Genomic DNA, 21,692 nt, shown 5'->3' on the forward strand with positions numbered 1-21,692 from the left:
TCTTCCTCTCTTCCTCTCCCTCAGACATGGCCGTGAACCTCTCCGCCCCGAACGCGGGCGACCTTCGTCCCGTGCGCGGGCTGACCATCGGCGTGGCCGAAGCCGGCGTGCGCAAAACCGGGCGCAAGGACCTGACGGTGTTCCTGCTCGAGCCGGGTGCCAGCGTGGGCGGCGTGTTCACGAAGAACCGCTTCTGCGCCGCGCCGGTGCAGGTGTGCCGCGAGCACCTCGAAGCGGGCGACATCCGCGCGCTGGTCGTCAACACCGGCAACGCGAACGCGGGCACGGGCGAGGAAGGCCTGGTCCGCGCGCGCGCCACCTGCATCGCGCTGGCGCGCAAGCTGTCCATCGCGCCGCAGCAGGTGCTGCCGTTCTCCACCGGCGTGATCATGGAGCCGCTGCCGGCCGACCGCATCGAGGCGGGGTTGCCCGCGGCGCTGGCCGACGCGAAGCCGGACCATTGGCTGCGCGCCGCCGAGGGCATCATGACCACCGACACGCTGCCCAAGGCGTTCAGCGCGTCGGTGCGCATCGCCGGCAAGGACGTGAACGTCACCGGCATCAGCAAGGGCGCCGGCATGATCCGCCCGAACATGGCCACCATGCTGGGCTTCCTGGCCACCGACGCCTGCGTGGCGCAGCCGCTGATGAAGCAGCTGGCGCTGGAACTGGCGGAAGGCTCGTTCAACCGCGTCACGGTGGACGGCGACACCTCCACCAACGATTCGTTCATCGTCATCGCGACCAACCAGGCCGGGCATGCGCCCATCACGTCGCTCGACAGCGCCGAAGGCCGGGCGCTGAAGGCCGCGATGGTGGAAGTCGCGCGCCAGCTGGCGCAAGCCATCGTGCGCGACGGCGAGGGCGCCACCAAGTTCATCACCGTGCGAGTGGAAGGCGGCAAGACCGCGGCGGAGTGCCGGCAGGTGGCGTACGCCATCGCGCATTCGCCGCTCGTGAAGACCGCGTTCTTCGCCAGCGACCCGAACCTGGGCCGCATCCTCGCGGCAGTCGGCTATGCGGGCATCGACGACCTGGACCAGACCGGCATCGACCTGTGGCTGGACGACGTGCACGTCGCGCTGAAGGGCGGCCGCAACCCGGCGTACCGCGAGGAAGACGGCCAGCGCGTGATGAAGCAGCAGGAGATCACCGTGCGCGTGGGCCTGGGCCGCGGCGCCGCGCAGGACACCGTGTGGACCTGCGACTTCAGCCACGAATACGTGAGCATCAACGCGGACTACCGGTCATGAGCGATCGCCTGGAGCAGGTGCTGGCGCGCGCCCTGCAGGTGCTGGACCGGCTGGAAGCGGTGCTGCCGCAGCCGCTGTCGGCGCCGGACTGGAAAGCATCGGTGGCCTGGCGTTACCGCAAGCGCTCGTCGGGCCACGGCACGCTGGACCCCGTGCGGCATGTCGCGGGCATCACGCTCGGCGACCTGAGGGAGATCGATCCGCAGAAGGAGAAGATCCAGCGCAACACCGAGCAGTTCGTCTCGGGGCAGCCTGCCAACAACGTGCTGCTGACCGGCGCGCGCGGCACGGGCAAATCGTCGCTGATCAAGGCTTGCCTGAACGAGTATTCGCCGCGCGGCCTGCGCCTGATCGAGGTGGACAAGGCCGACCTCAACGACCTGCCCGATATCGTGGAAGTGGTGGCGGGCCGGCCGGAGAAGTTCATGGTGTACTGCGACGACCTGAGCTTCGAGGAAGGCGAGTCGGGCTACAAGGCGCTGAAGTCCATCCTCGATGGCTCGGTGGCCGCGTCCACGCCCAATGTGCTGGTGTACGCCACCAGCAACCGCCGCCACCTGCTGCCCGAGTACATGAAGGAGAACCTCACGTACACGCACACGGAAGACGGCGAAGTGCATCCGGGCGAGGTGGTGGAAGAGAAGATCTCCCTGTCCGAGCGCTTCGGGCTGTGGGTCAGTTTCTATCCCTTCACCCAGGACGAGTACCTGGCCATCTGCGCGCAGTGGCTGTCGTCGCTGGGCGTGTCCGCCGCCGCCATCGAGGCGGCGCGGCCCGAAGCGCTGGTGTGGGCGCTGGAGCGCGGCTCGCGCAGCGGCCGCGTGGCCTACCAGTTCGCGCGCGATTTCGCCGGCCGCCACGCCGCATGACGGGCGTGCTCGTCGCCGACGGCGACCGGCCGCGCGAAGGCGGCCCCGGCCGCAAGGAAGTGGAAGTGGCCGTCGGCGTGCTGGTGCGCGGCGACGGCGCCTTCCTGCTCACCAGCCGGCCCGAAGGCAAGGTGTACGCGGGCTACTGGGAGTTCCCGGGCGGCAAGGTCGAAGCCGGCGAGACGGTGGAGCAGGCGCTGCGGCGCGAGCTGATCGAGGAGATCGGCGTGGAGATCGGCGCCGTGCACCCGTGGCGCGTGGAACGCGTCGACTACCCGCATGCACTGGTGCGCCTGAACTTCTGCAAGGTCTACGAGTGGACCGGCGAGCTGCACATGCACGAAGGGCAGCAGTGTTCGTGGGAAACGCTGCCGGTGAAGGTGCAGCCGGTGCTGCCGGGGACGGTGCCCGTGCTGAAGTGGTTTGCGGAAGAACGCGGGTTCGCCGGCGCCACGCACGCCGGCTGACGATTCACTGGATCTTGGGATCCCCGAAAGGCTGGTCGTCCGGCGGCGTTTCGTCGGGCACGCGGAAGCTTTCGCTGGCCCAGGCGCCCAGGTCGATGTTCTTGCAGCGCTCGCCGCAGAACGGCCGGTACGGATTCGAAGACGCGTAGACGCTTTCGCCGCCGCACTGCGGGCACGTGACGAGGCGGGGCTTGCCCTTTGCTTCCTGCGTGGCCATGGCTTTCAGGCGCAGAGGGTCAGGTCGAACGAAGCGCTTTCGTTGCTGGAATGCAGGCGGTCGCTGCCGTCCTGGCGCATCAGGCGCACCGACACCATCAGCCGGTTGCCGCTGATCTCGGGCACCAGGCCCAGCGAAGGATCGATGCGCAGGCGCAGCAGCTGGAAGGTGCGGCCCTGCGGCAGCGTCTGCTGGAAGTGGCCGTCCACCGCCATCACCTTCTGCGGCGTGCCGGAGTCGCGCAGCAGCTTGACCAGGTGATGGATGGACTCGGCGAACGGGCCCAGCGGCCGCGCCCACCGCGCGAGGTCGGCCTGGCGCGTGGCGGCATCCAGTTGCTGCCACGCGTAGTAGCCGGGCAGGTCGAACTCGCAGGTGCCGCCGGGGATGCCGATGCGGCTGCGGATGCCCATCAGCCACTCGTTGTCGGTGAGCGACTGGCCGGCCTTGCCGGGCAGGTTGTTGAGCGCGGTGAAGCAGGCGTCCAGCTGGCCGATGACTTCGTCGAGCACGCCCTCGGCCACGCCGGGATTGCCGCGGTAGCCGTTGAGGATGGACTTCTGCTTCTCCAGGTCCTTCATCACGTCGGACTTGAGGTCCGCCCGCGCGGCGACGTCCATCACTTCGAAGATGGTGGCCAACGCATAGTGGTGGTCGAGCGGATGCTCGCGGGGGACCAGTTCACCGAGCCGCCGGAACAGGTGCTCCAGGCGCAGGTAGGTGCGGATGCGTTCGTTGAACGGGTATTCGTAGAGGATCACGCCGGACGCTGGATCGTGGGCTGGGCGACCGCGCCATCATAGCCCGAAGGTCCGCGCCGCCTCCCGCACTTCGCGGCTCAGCTGCTCGATCGTCAGGGTGTCGTTGAAGACGACGAGGTCGGCGGCCGCCAGGCGCAGCGGCCGTTGCGCCTGCGCGGCGATGATGGCTTCCACTTCGGCCGCCGTGAGGCCGCTGCGCGCCATCACGCGCGCCACCTGCGTCGCCGGCGTGCAGTCGACCACCATCACGCGGTCCACCTGCTGGCGCCAGCGGCCGGACTCGACCAGCAGCGGAATGTCGAAGACGATGCAACGCGCGCCCGCGTCGAGCGCGGCCTGCACCTGGCGCGCGCTTTCCTGCCCGACCAGCGGGTGGACGATGGCTTCCAGCTCGCGGCGCGCGGCGGGCTGAGCGTAGGCGTGCGCGCGCATGCGTTCGCGGTCGAGCGCGCCTTCCGGCGTGATGAACGCGGGGCCGAACTTCTGCGCGATGGCCGCGATGGCCGCGCCGCCGGCGGCCGTGGTGGCGCGCGAGATGGCATCGGCGTCGATGACCGCCGCGCCCCGCTGGGCGAGCATCGCCAGCACCGTGCTCTTGCCGCTGCCGATGCCGCCGGTGAGGCCGATGCGCACGGCGGTTCCTAGAACGGAAAGGCGAACGAGAAGGCTTCCTGGAACCGCAGCGGCCCCAGCAGGAAAGCGACCAGCCCGGCGCCCGCGAGGAAGGGGCCGAAGGCGATCGGGATGTTCCGGTCAGCCAGGCGGCCGACGATGAGCATCGTCGCTCCGAGCACGGCACCGACCACCGCGGACAGCAGGATGACGGGCAGCAGGTAGGTGGCGCCGAGCCAGGCGCCCAAGGCGGCCAGCAACTTGAAGTCGCCATGGCCCATGCCGTGCTTGCCGGTGGCGAGGCGATAGCCGTGGTAGACCAGCCAGAGGCTCAGGTAGCCAAAGATGGCGCCCCAGACCGCCGACGTCAGCGGGACGCCCGTGACCTTCAGCGCTGCGCCTGCCAGCCCGCCCCAGAGAAGGAGGTAATTCAGGTCGTCGGGCAACAACTGCGTGTCCAGGTCGATGAGGAACTGGCAAACCAGTATCGCGCAGAAGAACGCCCAGAACGCGGCTTGCAGGCTCAGGCCGAAGCGGTGGCCGCACAGCGCGAACAGGCCTGCGGTGACGAGTTCGACGATGGGGTAGCGCGGGCTGATGGCGGCCTTGCAGTTGGCGCAGCGGCCGCGCAGCGCGAGATAGCTCAGCACCGGGATGTTCTGGTACCAGCGGATGGCCGCGCCGCAGTGAGGGCAGCGCGATCGCGGCGTGGCGATGCCCAGCGGGGCGAGCGCCTCGACCTTCTTCAGTGCGGAAGCGCAAGACGCCTCGAGGTCCTTCGGCAGCTCAGCCTTGTCGCCGAAGACCCATTGCCACAAGCCGCGGCCATAGGCCGGCGGCACCGGCTGCAGGTTGTCCAGCGACTCGGCCAGCCAGCCGCGGTGCAGCATGGCCGGCACTCGGTGGATGACGACGTTGAGGAAGCTGCCGACCAGCAGCCCCAGCACGCCCGCGACCGCGGCGGCCAGCGCCTGCGGCAGCATCAGACGACCGCGCCGAGCTTGAAGATGGGCAGGTACATCGAGACCACGATGCCGCCGATCAGGCCGCCCAGGAACACGATGATGATCGGCTCCATCAGGCTGGACAGGCCGGCCACCATGTCGTCGACTTCGGCTTCGTAGAAGTCGGCCGCCTTGCCCAGCATGTGGTCGATGGAACCCGACTCCTCGCCGATGGCGCACATCTGCAGCACCATGGTCGGGAACACGTTCGCGTTGGTCATGGCCGCCGTGAGGCTGGTGCCGGTGGAGACTTCCTGCTGGATCTTCTCGGTGGCGGCCGAGTACACGGAGTTGCCCGAGGCGCCGCCCACGGAGTCCAGCGCTTCCACCAGCGGCACGCCGGCCGCGAACATGGTGGCGAGCGTGCGGGTCCACCGCGCGATGACCGACTTGTAGACCAGGTCGCCGAACACGGGCAACTTGAGCATGACGCGGTCCATGGCCATCTGGACCTTCTCGTTGCGTTTCCACGCCTGCATGAAGAAGTAGATGCCGCCGCCGATGGTGCCGAAGATCAGGTACCAGTACTTCACGAAGTACTCGCTGACGCTCATGACGAACAGCGTAGGGGCGGGCAGGTCGGCGCCGAAGGACGTGAACACCTGCTTGAACGCGGGGATCACGAAGATCATGATCACCGTCACCACGATGAAGGCGACCACCACCACCGAGATGGGGTACATCAGGGCCGACTTGATCTTGGACTTGATGCCCTCGGTCTTCTCCATGTAGACCGCCAGGCGGTCCAGCAGCGCTTCCAGGATACCGGCCGCTTCGCCGGCTTCCACCAGGTTGCAGTACAGGTTGTCGAAGTACAGCGGGAATTTGCGGAAGGCCGCCGACAGCGAGGTGCCGGTTTCGACGTCCATGCGGATGTCGTTGAGCAGCTTGGTGACGCTGGGGTTGGAGTTGCCGCGGCCGACGATGTCGAATGCCTGCAGCAGCGGCACGCCGGCCTTCATCATCGTCGCCAGCTGGCGCGTGAAGATGGCGATGTCCTTGGGCTTGATCTTGGCGCCCGCGCGCATGCGGCGCTTGCGGACCTTGACCGGGGTGACGCCTTGGCGGCGCAGCGCGGCCAGCACCTGGTGCTCGCCGCCCGCGCGGGTCTCGCCGCGCACCGGCTTGCCGTTGCGGTCGCGCCCTTCCCACTCGAAGACGTACTCGGTGACCTTGTTTGCTGTTGCCGTGGCCATGAAGGGCTACTCCTCTTGTCCTGCGACCTGTCTTTTATTCGTTCGTGCAGCCGAGCACCTCTTCCAGCGAGGTGACGCCCAGCTTGACCTTGTGCAGGCCGGATTTGCGCAGGCTCTTCACGCCTTCGCTCTCGGCCTGGGCGGCGATTTCCATCGAGCTGCCGTCGCGCAGGATGATGCGCTGGATCTCATCGCTGACCGGCATCACCTGGTAGATGCCGACGCGGCCTTTGTAACCGTTGTTGCACATGTTGCAGCCCACCGGCCGGTAAGGCGTCCAGCTGCCGTCGACTTCCTCTTCCTTGAAGCCCGCTTCCAGCAGCGTTTCGTGCGGGATGTCCGCCGGCTGCTTGCAGGCCGCGCACAGCCGGCGCGCCAGGCGCTGCGCGGTGATCAGGATCACGCTGGAGGCGATGTTGAACGGCGCGATACCCATGTTGCGCATGCGCGTGAGCGTGGTCGGCGCGTCGTTCGTGTGCAGGGTGGACAGCACCATGTGGCCGGTCTGCGCGGCCTTGATGGCGATGTCGGCCGTTTCCAGGTCGCGGATTTCGCCGACCATGATGACGTCAGGATCCTGGCGCAGGAACGACTTGAGCGCGGCCGCGAAGGTGAGGCCCGCCTTGTCGTTGACGTTCACCTGGTTCACGCCCGGCAGGTTGATTTCCGACGGATCCTCGGCGGTGGAGATGTTCACGCCAGGCTTGTTCAGGATGTTCAGGCAGGTGTACAGCGACACCGTCTTGCCCGAGCCCGTGGGGCCGGTGACAAGCACCATGCCGTAGGGGCGACCCACCGCGTTGAGCAGCCGCTCCTTCTCTTCCGCTTCGTAGCCCAGCGCGTCGATGCCGAGTTTGGCGCTGCTGGGGTCCAGGATACGGATCACGATCTTCTCGCCGAACAGCGTGGGCAGCGTGCTGACGCGGAAGTCGATCACGCGGTCGGGGCCCACCTTCAGCTTCATGCGGCCGTCCTGCGGCACGCGCTTCTCGGAGATGTCCATCCGCGAGATGACCTTGATGCGCGAGGCCAGCTTGTCCTTGATGGCCACCGGCGGCGAGGCGATCTCGCGCAGTTCGCCGTCGATGCGGAAGCGCACGCGGTAGGTGTGCTCGTACGGCTCGAAGTGCAGGTCGGAAGCGCGCTGGCTGAAGGCGTCCAGCAGCATCTTGTGCAGGAACTTGACGACCGGCGCGTCGTCGACGTCGGAGGTCGCGCCGGCGCCCTGGTCCTCGTCGATGACCGAGTCGTCCATCGTCGACTCGTCGAACTCGAAGTCGTCGCCGATGATGCTGTCCATCGCCTGGTTGGCGCTGGCGGAGCTGGCCTCCACCATCTTGGACAGCTTGTCCCATTCGGCGATGACCCAGTCCACGCCCATCTGCGTGGCGAACTTGACCTTGTCGGCGGCGGTCTGGTCGGACGGGTCGGCGGTGGCGACGATCAGGCGGTTGTTCCGCTTGGACAGCACCAGCACCCGGTAGGCCGAGCACAGTTTGGGATCGAGCAGGCCCTTGGGCAGGCGCTGGATGTCCACCGCCTCCAGGTCCAGCAGCGGCGCGCCGAACGCGGTGGACATGGTGTGCGCCAGGTCCGATGCGGAGACGGCGCCCGAGCCGGTCAGCTCGGCGATGAAGCTGTTCTTGTTGGCCTGGGCCTTCTTGTAGATCTCTTCTGCGGACTTCTGTCCCAGCTTGCCGGCGGACACCAGCGCGCGGGCAAGGCCGGGCAGCGCCATCGACGGGGCATCGGAAACGGGATCTACGGCGGCCATGGATGAAGCGAAAGTGTCTGGGACTCCCCTTGCGTGAAGGCAGGGAAGAGCCAGCTGATCATCGCCGAAAGCCCAACCGGTGTAAATCTGCGCTGTGGTATGACACGCGAAGGCCGGGCCTCGCGTCCGCGCAGGAAGTCACGGGCCTGGGGAAATCGGGCCCAGGAAGGAAAAAAGGCCCCGGAGAGGGGCCCTTTTCATCGCGTCATCCTCAGGGCCGGGTGACGGTATAGGACATGAACTGTGCGTTGGCGCGCATGTCCAGGGCGACGGAGATGCCGACGCCCGGAAGCTGCCGGATGATCACGGCGCTATAGGAAATCGCGGTGCCCGTGCTGGTGTCCGTGCCCTGGGGGCGCGACCGCAGGCCGGGGATCGGGCTGTTCAGCGTCAGCGTGTCGACCCGGCCGTTGTCGGTGCCGGCGCTGGTCAGCTTGCGGGTGATCGCGGCATCGGTGCTGGCGGTCACCGTGGTCGAGTTGCGGGCCGGGACGGCCACGCTCAGAACCGGGCTGCCGCTGACCAGCACGGCGTTGCCGCTGCTGTCGATCTGCACGTTCTGGACGACGTCCCAGAACTTCGACACGGTGCCGACCGGCGAGGGCTTGGCCACCTGCGGGCGCGTGAGCACGAAGTTGGTCTTCAACACTTCGGCGTCGAAGCTGCCTACCGGGTTGTTGGTGCCGAACAGCGTCAGGTCGCCGCTGGGTGCCCGGAAGCCGTAGACCTGGCCGCCGACCTGGCCGTACTGCAGCCGGAAGCTGCCGTCGGCCTGGGCCGTGAACGCCGTGGATTCGTGCGTGTCGATGATGCAGCTGCCGAAGCTGGCGCCCATCACGTCGTAGTCGCAGACGCCGGTGCCGCCGTCCGCGGCGATGGTCATCTCGCCGACCCAGTGCCGCGCCCGGTTGGAGAAGGAGGCTTCCTCGATGCCGCTCTCCAGGTAGTCCCACTTGCCCTGCAGCGAGGCGAGCGTGTGCGCCTGCACCGGGAAGATGAAGCCCGCGCGCTCCGCATCTCGCGTGACGCCCGCGCCGGACGGGCTGATCATCACCGTGGTCGGGAACGAGCCCGCCACGTCGAATTCGCAAGCCTGGGAGCCGGCGGTGATGGCATGGTCGCCGTCGGGCGCATGCAGTACGCCGGCACCAAAGTCGATGTTGACCACGTCGGTCGCGCCCACGTAGTCGACGATCCGGTACTTGCCGCTGAGCGCCTGGGGGCAGCCGGCCAGCGTGCCCTTCGACACGTTGGCCACCACCTCGTTCAACGTCACCGGCGCGCTGCCGCCGCCCGCCGTGCTGGCGATCTGGCTCGTCACCTGGGGCAGGGCGGCGGTGTTGACCACGGCACCCAGCCGATCCAGCAGCTTGTCGTAGGTGTTGCCGCCGCTGGGATTGGCGGCGGTTGCCGGCACCAGGGCGGTCTTGAACGGGTCGATGGTGGTCAGGTCCACGCCCGCGGCCGTGCTCAGCGCGGCCAGGACGTCCGTGGTGGCCTGCGTGAGCGAAGCACCCGTCACGGCCCCGCCCGAACCGAAGTTGTTGAACAGGTCGGACGGCAGCGTGCCGGCGGCGCGGGCCAGGATCAATTCGGTCAGCGGCGTGACGTTGGCCGTGGCGGACGTGCCGCTGCCCTGGGCCAGGGAGTGCAGCGTGACTTCCGTGCCGTTGACCGTGCCGGTCACTTTCACGATGCAGGGCAGGGCGCCGTTCGCCACCGTGACGGTGTAGCCGCCGGAATCATTCGTGGTGGCCGTGCCCGTGCCGGATGCGCACTTCACGTCCACCGCGCCGCCCGCCATTGCCAGGCCCGTGGCCGCGACGCCGGAGAGCTGCAGGCTGGATCCGGCGGCGCTGCTGCTCCCGTCACCGCCACCGCAGGCGGCCACCAGCGCCGCAACCGAGACGGTCGCGGCCGTCAAACCCGGAACTTTCAACTTCATCTTGATCCTCGCATTGGTCTTGCACCTGCCGCGCGCGGCAGGTTTGGTTCGGCGGCACGCACGTGCGCCGGGGCGCGAGGATCATGAAAAGCGCGCGTTTGATCCATCACCCGTTTGGGGGTGGGAGCGGCAGGAGGCGCAACGAAGTTGGCGCGCGACAGCCGTCAGCTCTTGTGTGATGGGGCACGGGCGTGTGCCGAGATGGATCCCGTTGAACGGATCCGGTGCCTGAACACTTTGGTCCGCAAGGAAGTTCCTGGTCGGGGTGAGAGGATTCGAACCTCCGGCCTCTACGTCCCGAACGTAGCGCTCTACCAGGCTAAGCTACACCCCGATGGCCGCTCGACGACGACAAGTCTGGCGGGCATCCACGCCGGTCCGCGGGGGACTTCAGTGGCGCCGCTCGAGCAGCTGAGCCGCCAATTGTACCAAACCCTCGGACCATTCATTGCTCGGCAGCAGCTTCGCGCATTCGATCGCGCGCCGAGCCTCGGCTGCCGCGGCCGTGCGGGTGACTTCCAGCGCGCCGGTCTGTCGCACGATGGCCACCACTTCGTCGAGTTCGTCGACCGCGCCGTTCTCGATCGCATGCCGCACCAGCGCGCGCTGCGCCTCGGTGCCGCGCTGCATGGCGGCAATGAGAGGCAGCGTGGCCTTGCCTTCGCGCAGGTCGTCGCCGATGTTCTTGCCCATCTCGTGCGCGTCGCCGTCGTAGTCCAGCACGTCGTCGATCACCTGGAACGCGGTGCCCAGGGCCTGCCCGTAGCCGGCGCAGGCTTCCTCGATCTCGCGCGGTGCCTTGGCCAGCACCGCGCCCAGGCGCGCGCTGGCTTCGAACAGCTTGGCGGTCTTGGAGCGGATGACGCGCAGGTAGCCCGCTTCGTCCAGCGACGCGTCGTGCATGTTCATCAGCTGCAGCACCTCGCCCTCGGCGATGACGTTGGTGGCGTCGGCCAGGATCTCCATCACGCGCATGTCGTTGGCGCCCAGCATCATCTGGAAAGCGCGCGAGTAGAGGAAGTCGCCCACCAGCACGCTGGCGGGATTGCCGAAGCTTTCGTTGGCGGTGGCGCGGCCGCGGCGCAGCGTGGACTCGTCGACCACGTCGTCGTGCAGCAGTGTCGCGGTGTGGATGAATTCCACCACCGCCGCCAGCACGTGGCGTTGCTCGCCGCGGCAGCCCAGCGCGCCGCTCACCAGCAGGAGCAGGGCGGGCCGCAGGCGCTTGCCGCCGGCGGAGATGATGTAGCGGGAGACTTCGCCGACCAGCGGTACGCCGGAATCGAGGCGGCGCGCGATCACCACGTCGACCTCGCGCATGTCTTCGGCGATCAGGGAGAGCACCGAAGTGCTGGCAGGCGAGGCGGTCAAAGGCGGTACGGCAGTTGGGCTTGAAATTATAGGAAGCGTGTCAGGGCCTCAGGGGCGCCCGGCCGGCCTGGTTGGTTAGTGCCCGCAAACTATGCTATAGTCGCGGGCTCTCCGGGAAATCCGTCCCGGGGTACTCCCACTCGAGAGGTCTCACATGTACGCGGTCATAAAAACCGGCGGCAAGCAGTATCGCGTTGCTTCCGGCGAAAAGATCAAGGTAGAACAGATTGCTGCGGACGTAGGCCAGGAAATCGTGCTGGATCAGGTGCTCGCCCTCGGTAGCGGCGACAACCTGAAGCTCGGCACCCCCCTGGTGTCCGGCGCCACCGTCAAGGCCACGGTCGTGGCCCATGGCAAGCACGACAAGGTGCGCATCTTCAAGCTGCGCCGCCGCAAGCACTACGCCAAGCACCAAGGGCATCGCCAGCAATACACCGAGCTGCAGATCGGTGCCATCGCCGGCTAAGGAGCAGTTGAAATGGCACAGAAAAAAGGCGGCGGCTCTACGCGCAACGGGCGGGATTCCCAGCCCAAGATGCTGGGCGTGAAGGCGTTCGGCGGCGAGCTGGTCAGCGCCGGCTCCATCATCGTGCGCCAGCGCGGCACCCGTTTCCACCCCGGCACCAACGTCGGCGTGGGCAAGGACCACACGCTGTTCGCGCTGGTGGACGGCCACGTGTCCTTCGCGGTGAAGGGCTCGCTGAACAGGCACACCGTGAGCATCACCCCGGCTTGAGCCCAGGCTTTCCGGCAAGAAGGCCCTGCGTCCCCGCGCAGGGCTTTTTTGTTTCTACCTTCCTAGAATCCGAGGCACCATGAAGTTCGTCGACGAAGCCTTCATCGACATCGCCGCCGGCGACGGCGGCAACGGCTGCGTGTCGTTCCGCCACGAGAAGTACAAGGAGTTCGGCGGCCCGAACGGCGGCGACGGCGGCCGCGGCGGCCACGTCTACGCGGTGGCCGACGTCAGCCTGAACACGCTGGTGGACTACCGCTTCTCGCGCCGGCACGAGGCCAAGCGCGGCGAGCACGGCATGGGCTCGGACATGTTCGGCGCCGCGGGCGGCGACATCACGCTGAAGATGCCGGTGGGCACCATCATCAGCGACGCCGAAACCGGCGACGTGCTCCACGAGCTGCTGGCGCCGGGCGAAACCATCGTGCTGGCCAAGGGCGGCGACGGCGGCTTCGGCAACATGCGCTTCAAGAGCTCGATCAACCGGGCGCCGCGGCAGAAGACGCCCGGCTGGCCGGGCGAGAAGAAGAGCCTGAAGCTGGAACTCAAGGTGCTGGCCGACGTCGGCCTGCTGGGCATGCCCAACGCCGGCAAGTCCACGCTCATCGCGGCCGTTTCGAACGCGCGGCCGAAGATCGCCGACTACCCTTTCACCACGCTGCATCCCAATCTGGGCGTTGTGCGCGTCGGTCCCGAGCAGAGCTTCGTCGTCGCCGACGTGCCGGGACTCATCGAAGGCGCCGCCGAGGGCGCGGGCCTGGGCCATCAGTTCCTGCGCCACCTGCAGCGCACGCGGCTGCTGCTGCATCTCGTCGACCTGGCGCCGTTCGACGAGAACGTCGATCCCGTCGCGCAGGCCAAGGCCATCGTGCAGGAGCTGAAGAAATACGACCAGGCGCTGTACGAGAAACCGCGCTGGCTGGTGCTGAACAAGATCGACATGATTCCCGCCGAGGAGCGGGAAGCGCGCGTGAAGGACTTCATCAAGCGCATGCGCTACAAGGGTCCGGTGTTTCGCATCTCCGCGCTCACGCGCGAGGGCTGCGAAGAACTCGTGAAGTCCGTGTACCAGCACGTGCGCGCGCGCCAGGAAAGCGAGCAGCCGCCGGTGGAAGTCGATCCCCGCTTCGCCGGTGAAGGAGGGGGCCAGTGAGCGCAGTGCTCATGTCCGCCGGTCCCGAGCACCACGACCTGCTGCGCGGGGCGCGCCGCATCGTGGTGAAGGTGGGGTCCAGCCTGGTCACCAACGAAGGCCGCGGCCTGGACGAGGGCGCCATCGGCGAGTGGTGCCGCCAGCTCGCCGCGCTGGCGCGCGACGGCCGCGAGGTAATCATGGTGTCCAGCGGCGCCATCGCCGAAGGCATGAAGCGCCTCGGCTGGTCCACGCGCCCGCACGAGCTGAACGAGCTGCAGGCCGCAGCCGCAGTAGGGCAGATGGGCCTGGCGCAGATGTACGAAACCAAGCTGCGCGAAAACGGCCTGGGTTCCGCGCAGGTGCTGCTGACGCACGCCGACCTGGCCGACCGCGAGCGTTACCTCAACGCGCGGTCCACGCTGCTGACGCTGCTGGCACTGGGCGTGCTGCCCGTGATCAACGAGAACGACACGGTCGTCAACGACGAGATCAAGTTCGGCGACAACGACACGCTGGGCGCGCTGGTGGCCAACCTGGTGGAAGCCGACGTGCTGGTCATCCTCACCGACCAGCGCGGCCTGTTCACCGCCGACCCGCGCAAGGACCCGCAGGCGAAGTTCGTCGAAGTCGGCCGGGCCGGCGATGCCGGGCTGGAAGCGATGGCGGGTGGCGCCGGCTCCAGCATCGGCAAGGGCGGGATGATCACCAAGATCCTGGCCGCCAAGCGCGCGGCCCGTTCCGGCGCTTCCACGGTCATCGCCTGGGGCCGCGAGCGCGACGCGCTGCTGCGCCTGGCGCAAGGCGAAGTCATCGGCACGCTGCTGGCCGCGCCCACGCAGAAGAGCCAGGCGCGCAAGCGCTGGATGGCCGACCACCTGCAGCTGCGCGGCGCGGTGACCATCGACGAAGGCGCGGTGGTGAAGCTGGCGCGCGAAGGCAAGAGCCTGCTGCCCATCGGCATGACCGGTGTCGATGGCGAGTTCTCGCGCGGCGACGTCATCGCCGTGCGCGATGCGGCCGGGGTGGAGATCGCCCGCGGCTTGGCCAACTACGCCAGCGCGGAAGCACGGCTGCTGTGCCGCAAGGCTTCGTCCGAGATCGAGAAGCTGCTCGGCTACATGGCCGAGCCGGAGATGATCCACCGCACCAACCTGGTCCTCACGCGCTGAGGCGTGCGGGGGGCCGCCTCAGCGCAGTTGTGCGCGCAGGTTGCGTGCGACCTGCTCGGGCGTGCGCGTCCCGCCGCCGATGCAGGCGCCGGAGCGCGCGATCACAAGGCTGTGGATGCGGGCCCTGCTGCTGTCCAGCGGTTTCCAGTCCGCATCCTGCGCTGCCACCCATTTGTCGCCCCCGCTGCGGGCGTACTGCTTGACCTGCCAGGCGGTGCAGCGGATGCCTTCGTAGAACGCATTGACCGCGCCCGTGTCGCTGCGGGCCACGACGACGTAGCGTACGACGTCGTCGGTGTCGATCTGGATCGAGGCCGGGTCTACGCCCCAACGCAGCGTGGACGGCGGAGGCAGCTCCAGCGGCACGAGCTGTTCCGTTCGCAGCGCCGGCGGCGGCGGAGCGGTCGATTCCTTCCAGTCCGGGTCGGCCGTACCCATGCCTCCCCATTGCGCCTGTGCGGCGACGGAGCAAGCGAGCAGCAGGGCTGCGCAGAAAAGGTGCCTACGCTGCACGGTCGCTCCCGGGGGGATGTGCCGGCTTCAAAGCCGATTGCGGGTCGGGCTCGAACGTCGCGCCCGGCGGCAATTCGAACCCGGCCGCCGGCTGCTCGGCCGGGGCATGGTCGTGATGGGGCGCGCCGTCGCGCGAACGCATGCCGCTGCGCAGGTAGCGGTTGCGATGGTCGTGGCGCGGCACGAAGCGCGCCAGCTCGGTCAGCGCCATCTCGTACACGCCGCGCTTGAATTCCACCACCACGTCCAGCGGCACCCAGTAGTCGTTCCAGCGCCAGGCGTCGAACTCCGGGTGGTTGGTGGCGCGCAGGTTCAGGTTGTGGTCCTGCGCCGTCAGCTGCAGCAGGTACCAGATCTGCTTCTGGCCCTTGTAGTGGCCGCGGGCGTCGCGGCGGATGTAACGGTCGGGCACCTCGTAGCGCAACCAGTCGCGCGTGCGGGCGAGGATGCGCACGTGGTCGGGCATGAGCCCGACTTCTTCGTGCAACTCGCGGTACATCGCCTGTTCCGGCGTCTCACCACGATCGATCCCGCCTTGCGGAAACTGCCAGCTGTGGGTGCGGATTCGCTTGCCCCAGAACACCTGGTTTTTCTGGTTGAGCAGGATGATGCCGACGTTGGGCCGGAAGCCGTCCCGGTCAAGCATAATCAGACCCCAAATTTTGAACTGAGACCATTATGCACGCCGCCTTGCGCGTGCGCCAAGAGCTCAGCAGTCCGCGCTCCGCGCCTTCCCGTTTTCCCCGTCTTCCCGCGTTGATTCCCGCCGAATGAAAGCCTCCCAGTTCCTCATTTCCACGCTCAAGGAAGCGCCCGCCGACGCCGAGGTGGTCAGCCACCAGCTCATGATGCGCGCGGGCATGGTCAAGAAGCTGGGCGCCGGCATCTACACCTGGATGCCCATGGGCCTGCGCGTGGTGCGCAAGGTCGAGCAGATCGTGCGCGAAGAGATGAACCGCGCCGGCGCCGTCGAACTGCTGATGCCCGTCGTGCAGCCCGCCGAGTACTGGCAGGAGACGGGCCGCTGGTCGAAGATGGGTCCCGAGCTGATGCGCGTGAAGGACCGGCACGACCGCGACTTCATCATCCAGCCCACCAGCGAGGAAGTGGTCACCGACGTCGCGAGGCAGGAACTGCGCAGCTACAAGCAGCTGCCCAGGAACCTGTACCACATCCAGACCAAGTTCCGTGACGAACGCCGCCCGCGCTTCGGCGTCATGCGCAGCCGCGAATTCATCATGAAGGACGCGTACAGCTTCGACCGCGACGCGGCGTCGGCCAAGGCCAGCTACGAAGTCATGGCCAAGGCGTACCGCGCGGCGTTCGACCGCTTCGGCCTGCGCTACCGCGCCGTGGCCGCGGACAGCGGCGCCATCGGCGGCGACCTGTCGGAGGAATTCCAGGTCATCGCCGCGACGGGCGAGGACGCCGTGGTCTACTGCCCCGACAGCCAGTACGCCGCCAACATCGAGAAGGCCGAAGCGCTGGCGCCCGCGGGCCCGCGTCCCGCCGCCGCGCAGAAGATGGAGAAGACGCCGACGCCGGGCAAGAGCACCTGCGCCGACGTCGCGCAATTCCTCTCGCTGCCGCTGCAGCGCACGGTGAAGTCGCTGGTGCTGGCCACCGACCAGGTGGACGACGAAGGCAACCCGAAGGGCACGCAGGTGTGGCTGCTGCTGCTGCGCGGCGACCACGACATGAACGAGATCAAGGTCGGCAAGGTGCCCGGCCTGGACGTGGGCTTCCGCTTCGCCACCGTCGCCGAGATCGTCGATCACTTCGGCACGCCTCCCGGTTACCTGGGCCCCATCGGCCTGAAGAAGCCGGTGAAGGTCGTCGCCGACCGCGAAGTCGCCGCCATGGCCGACTGGGTGTGCGGCGCCAACGACGAAGGCTTCCACCTCACCGGCGTCAACTGGGGCCGCGACCTGCCCGAGCCCGACGCGGTGGCCGACCTGCGCAACGTCGTCGAAGGCGACCTGTCGCCCGACGGCAAAGGCAGGCTCGCCATCGAGCGCGGCATCGAGATCGGCCACATCTTCTACCTGGGCACCAAGTACAGCGCGCCCATGCAGGCCACGTTCCTCGACGAGACCGGCAAGCCGCAGCTGATGGAGATGGGCTGCTACGGCATCGGCATCACGCGCCTGCCCGCGGCCGCCATCGAGCAGAACAACGATGCGCGCGGCATCATCTGGCCCGACGCCATCGCGCCGTTCACCGTGGTGCTGTGCCCCATCGGCATGGACCGCAGCGAGGAAGTGAAGGCCGCCGCGCAGAAGCTGCACGACGACCTGGCCGCCGCCGGCGTCGACGTGATGCTGGACGACCGCGGCGAGCGCCCAGGCGCGATGTTCGCCGACTGGGAATTGATCGGCGTGCCGCACCGCGTGGTCATCTCCGACCGCGGCCTGAAGGAAGGCCAGCTGGAATACCAGCACCGGCGCGACGCAGCCGCCACCAAGGTGCCCGCGGGCGAGGTGTTCGCCTTCCTGCGCGGGCGCCTGCAGGCGTGATGCGCCGGCGCGCGGCGCTCGCCGGCGCCGCCGCCTGCCTGCTGCCTTTCGCGCCTTCGTTGTCGCGCGCGGGCGCGCAGGTCGAGGAACCGCTCGCCGATTCCGTTCGCACTGCGCTCAGTTCGGCCATCGCCAATTCGGCGCCGCCGGTTCCCGAGTTCGCCAGCACCGATGCGCGCCTGGCCTACCTGCGATGGCTGGGCGAGATGAGCCCGCGCCTCGCGCGCCGCAAGGTCGACTGGCAGGAGCGCAAGGAATTCCTGCAGACGGTCTGGTACGAAGCGCGGCGCGCCGGCCTGGCCCCCGGCCTGGTGCTGGGCCTGATCCAGGTGGAGAGCAACTTCCGCAAGTTCGCGGTCAGCCGCGTGGGCGCGCGCGGCTACATGCAGGTGATGCCGTTCTGGAGCCGCCTGATCGGCGACGGCGATCCCGGCAAGCTGTTCCACATGCAGACCAACCTGCGCTTCGGCTGCGTGATCCTGCGCCACTATGTCGACCGCGAGCGCGGCGACCTGTTCATGTCGCTGGGCCGCTACAACGGCAGCCGCGGGCAGGCGCCGTACCCCAACGCCGTGCTCGGCGCGGGCAGGCAGTGGGAGTTCAAGGACCCCAGTCCGCCGAAGCTCGGCGAGCGCAGCTAGAACGCGGCCACTGCTACTGCAGGAAGCCGATGCGGCCCTTGGCCGTGCCGGCCTTGGGCAGGTCTTCGACCGAGATGGCTTCGCGCTGGTCCAGGCGCGCGTTGCCGAAACCCGTCATCAGCGCGCGCCGCATCTCGCGCGGCGCCAGTTCGGCCAGCACGTCCAGCAGGTCGTCCGCCGGTTCCGGCGAGAAGCGCCCACCCCAGCCGTGATCGCCGCGGATCGAGCGGTACAGGTTGCGCGCGATCTGCCGCGCGGCCTCGAACGAGGGCGGCTCGATCTCGAACACGTTCATGCGGTTGAGGATGGGCTCGGGGATGCAGCGCTCGTCGTTGGCCGTCATGATCCAGATCACCTGGCTGGCGTCGATGGCCACCTCGGCGAACTCGTCCATGAACGAACCCGCGGTGTCGTGTTCCAGCAGGCCATACAGCGCGCCCAGCGGGTCGTACTGCGCATCGGCCGAAGCCTTGTCGATCTCGTCCACCACGATCACCGGGTTGGCGTACTGGCCGTCCACGATGGCTTCGAACACCTTGCCGGGCTTGGCGCCTTTCCACTGCGACGACGCGCCCGACAGCAGCCAGCCCGCCGTCATGGAACTCATGGGCACCAGGCTCATGCCCGTGCCCAGCAGGTCGGCCAGGTGGCGCGCGAAGTGCGTCTTGCCGATGCCCGGCGGGCCCAGCAACAGCATGGGCGTGACCTCCAGCCCGTCGCGGCTGTCCTGCGACAGCGCGACGTGGCGCTTCACGTCGTCAAGGGCTTCGGTGAAATTGGGCAGCGCTTCGTAGAGCGCGGCCATGTCGGGGATGCCGCTGGGCTTGACCTGAAAACGCTCGGGCCCGCGTTCGAGCATGCGCTCGTACGTGGCGCGCAGGTTCTCGTGGTCTTTCTGGGGAAGCTTCGCGAGCTTTCGCTCCACGTCATGAGGGCGGAAGACGTTCCGCCAGTGGGCGATGGGAAGCTTGAACTCGGATGGCTGATGGGGAACCAGACTTCGGTTGTCCATTCACGCAACTCCTTGCACGACTGCTGGGGTTCATTCCAGCATAGGCCGTGCCAGAGTTCAACGGGACGGACCGCCATCGCGACCGGCTGTCAGCCAAACGCGACTGGTCCTGGCAGCCGCGCGGCGCGGCTGCTAGCGGCTTCAGCCCTGCGCCGCGCCGGCGTTGGAGCCCAGCACCTGCTGCAGCTCGCCCGACTGGTACATCTCCATCATGATGTCCGAGCCGCCGATGAACTCGCCGCGCACGTACAGCTGCGGGATGGTGGGCCAGTTGCTGTATTCCTTGATGCCCTGGCGGACCTCGTCGTCCTCCAGCACGTTCACGGTGGCGACGGCCTTCGGGTCGACGCCGCAGGCCTTCAGGATCTGGATCGCGCGGCCGGAAAAGCCGCACATGGGAAAGCTGGCGCTGCCCTTCATGAACAGCAGCACGTCGTTGTTCTTCACCAGCTGGTCGATGCGTTGCTGGACGTCGCTCATCTCGGATCTCCTGTGCGGTGCGGGGCGCTCTGCCCCGCAGATGGGTGCCGATTATCCCGGTTCAAGCCATTTCCCGCCGGAGCAGCGCTCGATGCCCGCCAGGTCGCGGCGGCTTCCGACATCGCGGAATCCGGCCGCCTGCAGCAGGCCGCGCACGGCGGCTGCCTGGTCCCAGCCGTGCTCGAGCAGCAGCCACCCGCCGGCTCGCAGGTGCCCCGGTGCGGTGCGCACGATCTCGCGCAGGTCGTCCAGGCCATCCGCGCCCGCCACCAGCGCGGAAGAAGGCTCATGCGACAGCGCGGGCAAATGCGGGTCGCCGGTGGCGATGTAGGGCGGGTTGCTCACCACCAGGTCGAAGCCGCCGGGCAGGCCGTCGAGCCACCGGGCGGCCCGGAACGCAACGGCCAGGCCCAGCCGCTGCGCATTCGCCGCCGCCACCTGCAGCGCGCCTTCGCTGGCGTCCGTCGCGGTCACGGGCGCATCTCGGCGCGCATGGGCGATCGCCAGGGCGATGGCGCCGCTGCCGGTTCCCAAGTCGACCACCTGGGGCGCTGCACGGTCTTGCAGGACTTCCAGCGACCACTCCACCAGCAGTTCCGTTTCGGGCCGCGGCACGAGCACGCGTGCATCGACGCGCAACGGCAATCCGAAGAATTCGCGCTCCTCGACGAGATAAGCCACCGGCTCACCGGCGATGCGGCGCGAACAAAGCGAGCGGAAGCTCTCCAGCACCGTGCCATCCAGCGGCGCATCGTCGTTCGCCAGCAGCCACGCTCTTTCGCCAGAGCCACGACCCAGCACATGCAGCATCAGCAACTGCGCATCCAGCCGCTGCACGCCCGCAACGGCCGCTTCGCGCAGCGCTTCGTCGATCCTCATGCCGCCGGCGCGCCCAGGCCGATCTCCAGCTCTTCCAGCTGCTCGGCCTTGCGCGCGAGCAGCAGGCCTTCGATCAGTTCGTCCAGTTCGCCTTCCATCACGAACGTCAGCTTGTAGAGGGTGAGGTTGATGCGGTGGTCGGTGACCCGCCCTTGCGGGAAGTTGTAGGTGCGGATGCGGTCGCTGCGGTCGCCGCTGCCGATCAGCCCCTTGCGGGTGGCGGCTTCCTTCGCGGCGCGCTCGCTGCGCTCCTTCTCGCGGATGCGCGCGGCCAGCACCTGCAGCGCCTTGGCCTTGTTGCGGTGCTGCGAGCGGTCGTCCTGGCACTCGGCCACGATGCCGGTCGGGATGTGCGTGATGCGCACCGCCGAATCGGTCTTGTTGATGTGCTGGCCTCCCGCGCCGCTGGCGCGGAAGGTGTCGATGCGCAGGTCGGCCGGGTTGATCTGCACCGCCTGCGCCTCGTCGGGCTCGGGCAGCGCGGCCACCGTGCACGCGCTGGTGTGGATGCGGCCTTGCGCTTCGGTCGTGGGCACGCGCTGCACGCGGTGGCCGCCCGACTCGAACTTCAGCTTGCCGTACACGCCGTCGCCCACCACGCGCAGCACCACTTCCTTGTAGCCGCCGACTTCGCCTTCGCTCTCGCTGACGATCTCCACGCGCCAGCGTTGCCGCTCGGCGTACTTCGTGTACATGCGCAGCAGGTCGCCGGCGAACAGCGCCGATTCGTCGCCGCCTGTGCCCGCGCGGATTTCCAGGAACGTGTTGCGCACGTCGTCCGGGTCCTTGGGCAGCAGCAGTTTCTGCAGATCGTCTTCCAGTCCCGGCAGCTCGCTTTCGAGCGCGGCCACTTCCTCGCGCGCCATCTCCGCCATGTCGGCGTCGTCCAGCAGCTCGCGCGCCTGCGCGAGATCCGCTTCGCGCTGCTTGAACTGCTGGAACGCGCCCGCGACTTCGCTCACTTCCGCGTGCTCGCGCGTGAGCGCGCGGAAGCGCTCCATGTCGTTCACCACTTCCGGCTGCTGCAGGAAGAAGTCGAGCTCCTGCAGCCGCACGGGGTAGCGTTCGAGTTGCTGGCGTAGAAATGGCTTCATGACGGATGGACGGATGACGGATGACTTCGCTTCGCTCAATGACGGCGC

The 21,692-nt window shown here is 68.1% G+C and carries 23 protein-coding genes and 1 tRNA gene; 9 read left to right on the forward strand and 15 right to left on the reverse strand.

The annotated features are described in order from the left end of the window. The first annotated feature begins 26 nt into the window (after positions 1–26). From argJ to EZ216_RS10160, 3 genes are read left to right on the forward strand one after another with little or no spacing between them, the layout of a single operon-like run. Positions 27–1,253 carry a bifunctional glutamate N-acetyltransferase/amino-acid acetyltransferase ArgJ gene (gene argJ, locus EZ216_RS10150; protein WP_135249618.1) on the forward strand — a complete coding sequence of 409 codons (1,227 nt, stop codon included), beginning with the start codon at positions 27–29 and terminating at the stop codon, positions 1,251–1,253. Then, entirely contained in the window at positions 1,250–2,122 is an 873-nt protein-coding gene (locus EZ216_RS10155) for an ATP-binding protein (RefSeq protein ID WP_135249619.1), read from the forward strand. Before argJ ends, EZ216_RS10155 begins: the two co-directional genes overlap by 4 nt. Beyond that, positions 2,119–2,589, forward strand: a complete 471-nt coding sequence (locus EZ216_RS10160) for an NUDIX domain-containing protein (RefSeq protein ID WP_135249620.1) — start codon at positions 2,119–2,121, stop codon at positions 2,587–2,589. Before EZ216_RS10155 ends, EZ216_RS10160 begins: the two co-directional genes overlap by 4 nt. A gap of 4 nt (positions 2,590–2,593) precedes the next feature. Here EZ216_RS10160 and EZ216_RS10165 read toward each other — a convergent pair whose 3' ends face one another. The 9 genes from EZ216_RS10165 to EZ216_RS10205 form a co-directional block, all read right to left on the reverse strand. Next, positions 2,594–2,806, reverse strand: coding sequence for a DNA gyrase inhibitor YacG (locus EZ216_RS10165; protein WP_135249621.1), 213 nt, complete (start codon positions 2,804–2,806; stop codon positions 2,594–2,596). A 5-nt stretch (positions 2,807–2,811) separates the two neighbouring features. Continuing rightward, complete coding sequence (gene zapD, locus EZ216_RS10170) at positions 2,812–3,567, reverse strand: cell division protein ZapD (RefSeq protein WP_135249622.1); 756 nt, start codon at positions 3,565–3,567, stop codon at positions 2,812–2,814. A gap of 36 nt (positions 3,568–3,603) precedes the next feature. After that, on the reverse strand, positions 3,604–4,200 hold the full coding sequence (coaE, locus tag EZ216_RS10175) for a dephospho-CoA kinase (protein ID WP_135249623.1): 597 nt from the start codon (positions 4,198–4,200) through the stop codon (positions 3,604–3,606). Positions 4,201–4,208: 8 nt separating this feature from the next. Next, positions 4,209–5,165, reverse strand: coding sequence for a prepilin peptidase (locus EZ216_RS10180; protein ID WP_135249803.1), 957 nt, complete (start codon positions 5,163–5,165; stop codon positions 4,209–4,211). Next, on the reverse strand, positions 5,162–6,379 hold the full coding sequence (locus tag EZ216_RS10185; protein WP_135249624.1) for a type II secretion system F family protein: 1,218 nt from the start codon (positions 6,377–6,379) through the stop codon (positions 5,162–5,164). The genes EZ216_RS10180 and EZ216_RS10185 overlap by 4 nt, the downstream gene beginning before the upstream one ends. Before the next feature lie 34 nt (positions 6,380–6,413). Continuing rightward, on the reverse strand, positions 6,414–8,153 hold the full coding sequence (gene pilB / locus EZ216_RS10190) for a type IV-A pilus assembly ATPase PilB (protein WP_135249625.1): 1,740 nt from the start codon (positions 8,151–8,153) through the stop codon (positions 6,414–6,416). A 211-nt stretch (positions 8,154–8,364) separates the two neighbouring features. Continuing rightward, positions 8,365–10,098, reverse strand: a complete 1,734-nt coding sequence (locus tag EZ216_RS10195) for a hypothetical protein (RefSeq protein WP_135249626.1) — start codon at positions 10,096–10,098, stop codon at positions 8,365–8,367. A 257-nt stretch (positions 10,099–10,355) separates the two neighbouring features. Continuing rightward, positions 10,356–10,432 (reverse strand) — tRNA-Pro (locus EZ216_RS10200). A gap of 56 nt (positions 10,433–10,488) precedes the next feature. Further along, positions 10,489–11,418 (reverse strand): polyprenyl synthetase family protein, encoded by a 930-nt coding sequence (locus EZ216_RS10205; RefSeq protein WP_135249804.1) that lies wholly within the window; start codon positions 11,416–11,418, stop codon positions 10,489–10,491. Between the two features lie 205 nt (positions 11,419–11,623). Between EZ216_RS10205 and rplU the strand changes: the two genes are divergently transcribed. From rplU to proB, 4 genes are all read left to right on the forward strand, one after another. Next, positions 11,624–11,935: a 50S ribosomal protein L21 gene (gene rplU / locus EZ216_RS10210; RefSeq protein WP_135249627.1), complete on the forward strand. Its 312-nt coding sequence runs from the start codon at positions 11,624–11,626 to the stop codon at positions 11,933–11,935. 12 nt (positions 11,936–11,947) lie between these two features. Continuing rightward, positions 11,948–12,205, forward strand: a complete 258-nt coding sequence (rpmA, locus tag EZ216_RS10215; protein WP_135249628.1) for a 50S ribosomal protein L27 — start codon at positions 11,948–11,950, stop codon at positions 12,203–12,205. A 79-nt stretch (positions 12,206–12,284) separates the two neighbouring features. Then, positions 12,285–13,358 (forward strand): Obg family GTPase CgtA, encoded by a 1,074-nt coding sequence (gene cgtA / locus EZ216_RS10220; protein WP_135249629.1) that lies wholly within the window; start codon positions 12,285–12,287, stop codon positions 13,356–13,358. A gap of 11 nt (positions 13,359–13,369) precedes the next feature. Then, the gene (gene proB, locus EZ216_RS10225) at positions 13,370–14,509 is read left to right on the forward strand and encodes a glutamate 5-kinase (protein WP_135249805.1); all 1,140 of its coding nucleotides are present in this window, start codon (positions 13,370–13,372) and stop codon (positions 14,507–14,509) included. Positions 14,510–14,527: 18 nt separating this feature from the next. Here proB and EZ216_RS10230 read toward each other — a convergent pair whose 3' ends face one another. Beyond that, positions 14,528–14,947, reverse strand: a complete 420-nt coding sequence (locus EZ216_RS10230; RefSeq protein WP_135249630.1) for a CNP1-like family protein — start codon at positions 14,945–14,947, stop codon at positions 14,528–14,530. Between the two features lie 64 nt (positions 14,948–15,011). Further along, positions 15,012–15,668 (reverse strand): RNA pyrophosphohydrolase, encoded by a 657-nt coding sequence (locus EZ216_RS10235; protein WP_135249631.1) that lies wholly within the window; start codon positions 15,666–15,668, stop codon positions 15,012–15,014. A gap of 124 nt (positions 15,669–15,792) precedes the next feature. Between EZ216_RS10235 and EZ216_RS10240 the strand changes: the two genes are divergently transcribed. Both EZ216_RS10240 and EZ216_RS10245 read left to right on the forward strand, forming a co-directional pair. After that, positions 15,793–17,538, forward strand: a complete 1,746-nt coding sequence (locus EZ216_RS10240) for a proline--tRNA ligase (RefSeq protein WP_135249632.1) — start codon at positions 15,793–15,795, stop codon at positions 17,536–17,538. Continuing rightward, on the forward strand, positions 17,538–18,179 hold the full coding sequence (locus tag EZ216_RS10245) for a lytic transglycosylase domain-containing protein (RefSeq protein ID WP_135249633.1): 642 nt from the start codon (positions 17,538–17,540) through the stop codon (positions 18,177–18,179). Before EZ216_RS10240 ends, EZ216_RS10245 begins: the two co-directional genes overlap by 1 nt. A 13-nt stretch (positions 18,180–18,192) precedes the next feature. Here EZ216_RS10245 and EZ216_RS10250 read toward each other — a convergent pair whose 3' ends face one another. The 4 genes from EZ216_RS10250 to prfA form a co-directional block, all read right to left on the reverse strand. Then, positions 18,193–19,191: an AAA family ATPase gene (locus EZ216_RS10250; protein ID WP_135249634.1), complete on the reverse strand. Its 999-nt coding sequence runs from the start codon at positions 19,189–19,191 to the stop codon at positions 18,193–18,195. A 141-nt stretch (positions 19,192–19,332) separates the two neighbouring features. Continuing rightward, on the reverse strand, positions 19,333–19,671 hold the full coding sequence (grxD, locus tag EZ216_RS10255; RefSeq protein ID WP_135249635.1) for a Grx4 family monothiol glutaredoxin: 339 nt from the start codon (positions 19,669–19,671) through the stop codon (positions 19,333–19,335). Positions 19,672–19,722: 51 nt separating this feature from the next. Further along, positions 19,723–20,550 carry a peptide chain release factor N(5)-glutamine methyltransferase gene (prmC, locus tag EZ216_RS10260; RefSeq protein WP_135249636.1) on the reverse strand — a complete coding sequence of 276 codons (828 nt, stop codon included), beginning with the start codon at positions 20,548–20,550 and terminating at the stop codon, positions 19,723–19,725. Next, a complete protein-coding gene (prfA, locus tag EZ216_RS10265) occupies positions 20,547–21,644 on the reverse strand; it encodes a peptide chain release factor 1 (protein ID WP_135249637.1) in 1,098 nt (365 codons plus the stop codon). Before prfA ends, prmC begins: the two co-directional genes overlap by 4 nt. Positions 21,645–21,692 lie beyond the last annotated feature (48 nt).

The sequence above is a fragment of the Ramlibacter humi genome, from assembly GCF_004681975.1.
GTDB classification, from domain to species: Bacteria; Pseudomonadota; Gammaproteobacteria; order Burkholderiales; family Burkholderiaceae_C; genus Ramlibacter; species Ramlibacter humi.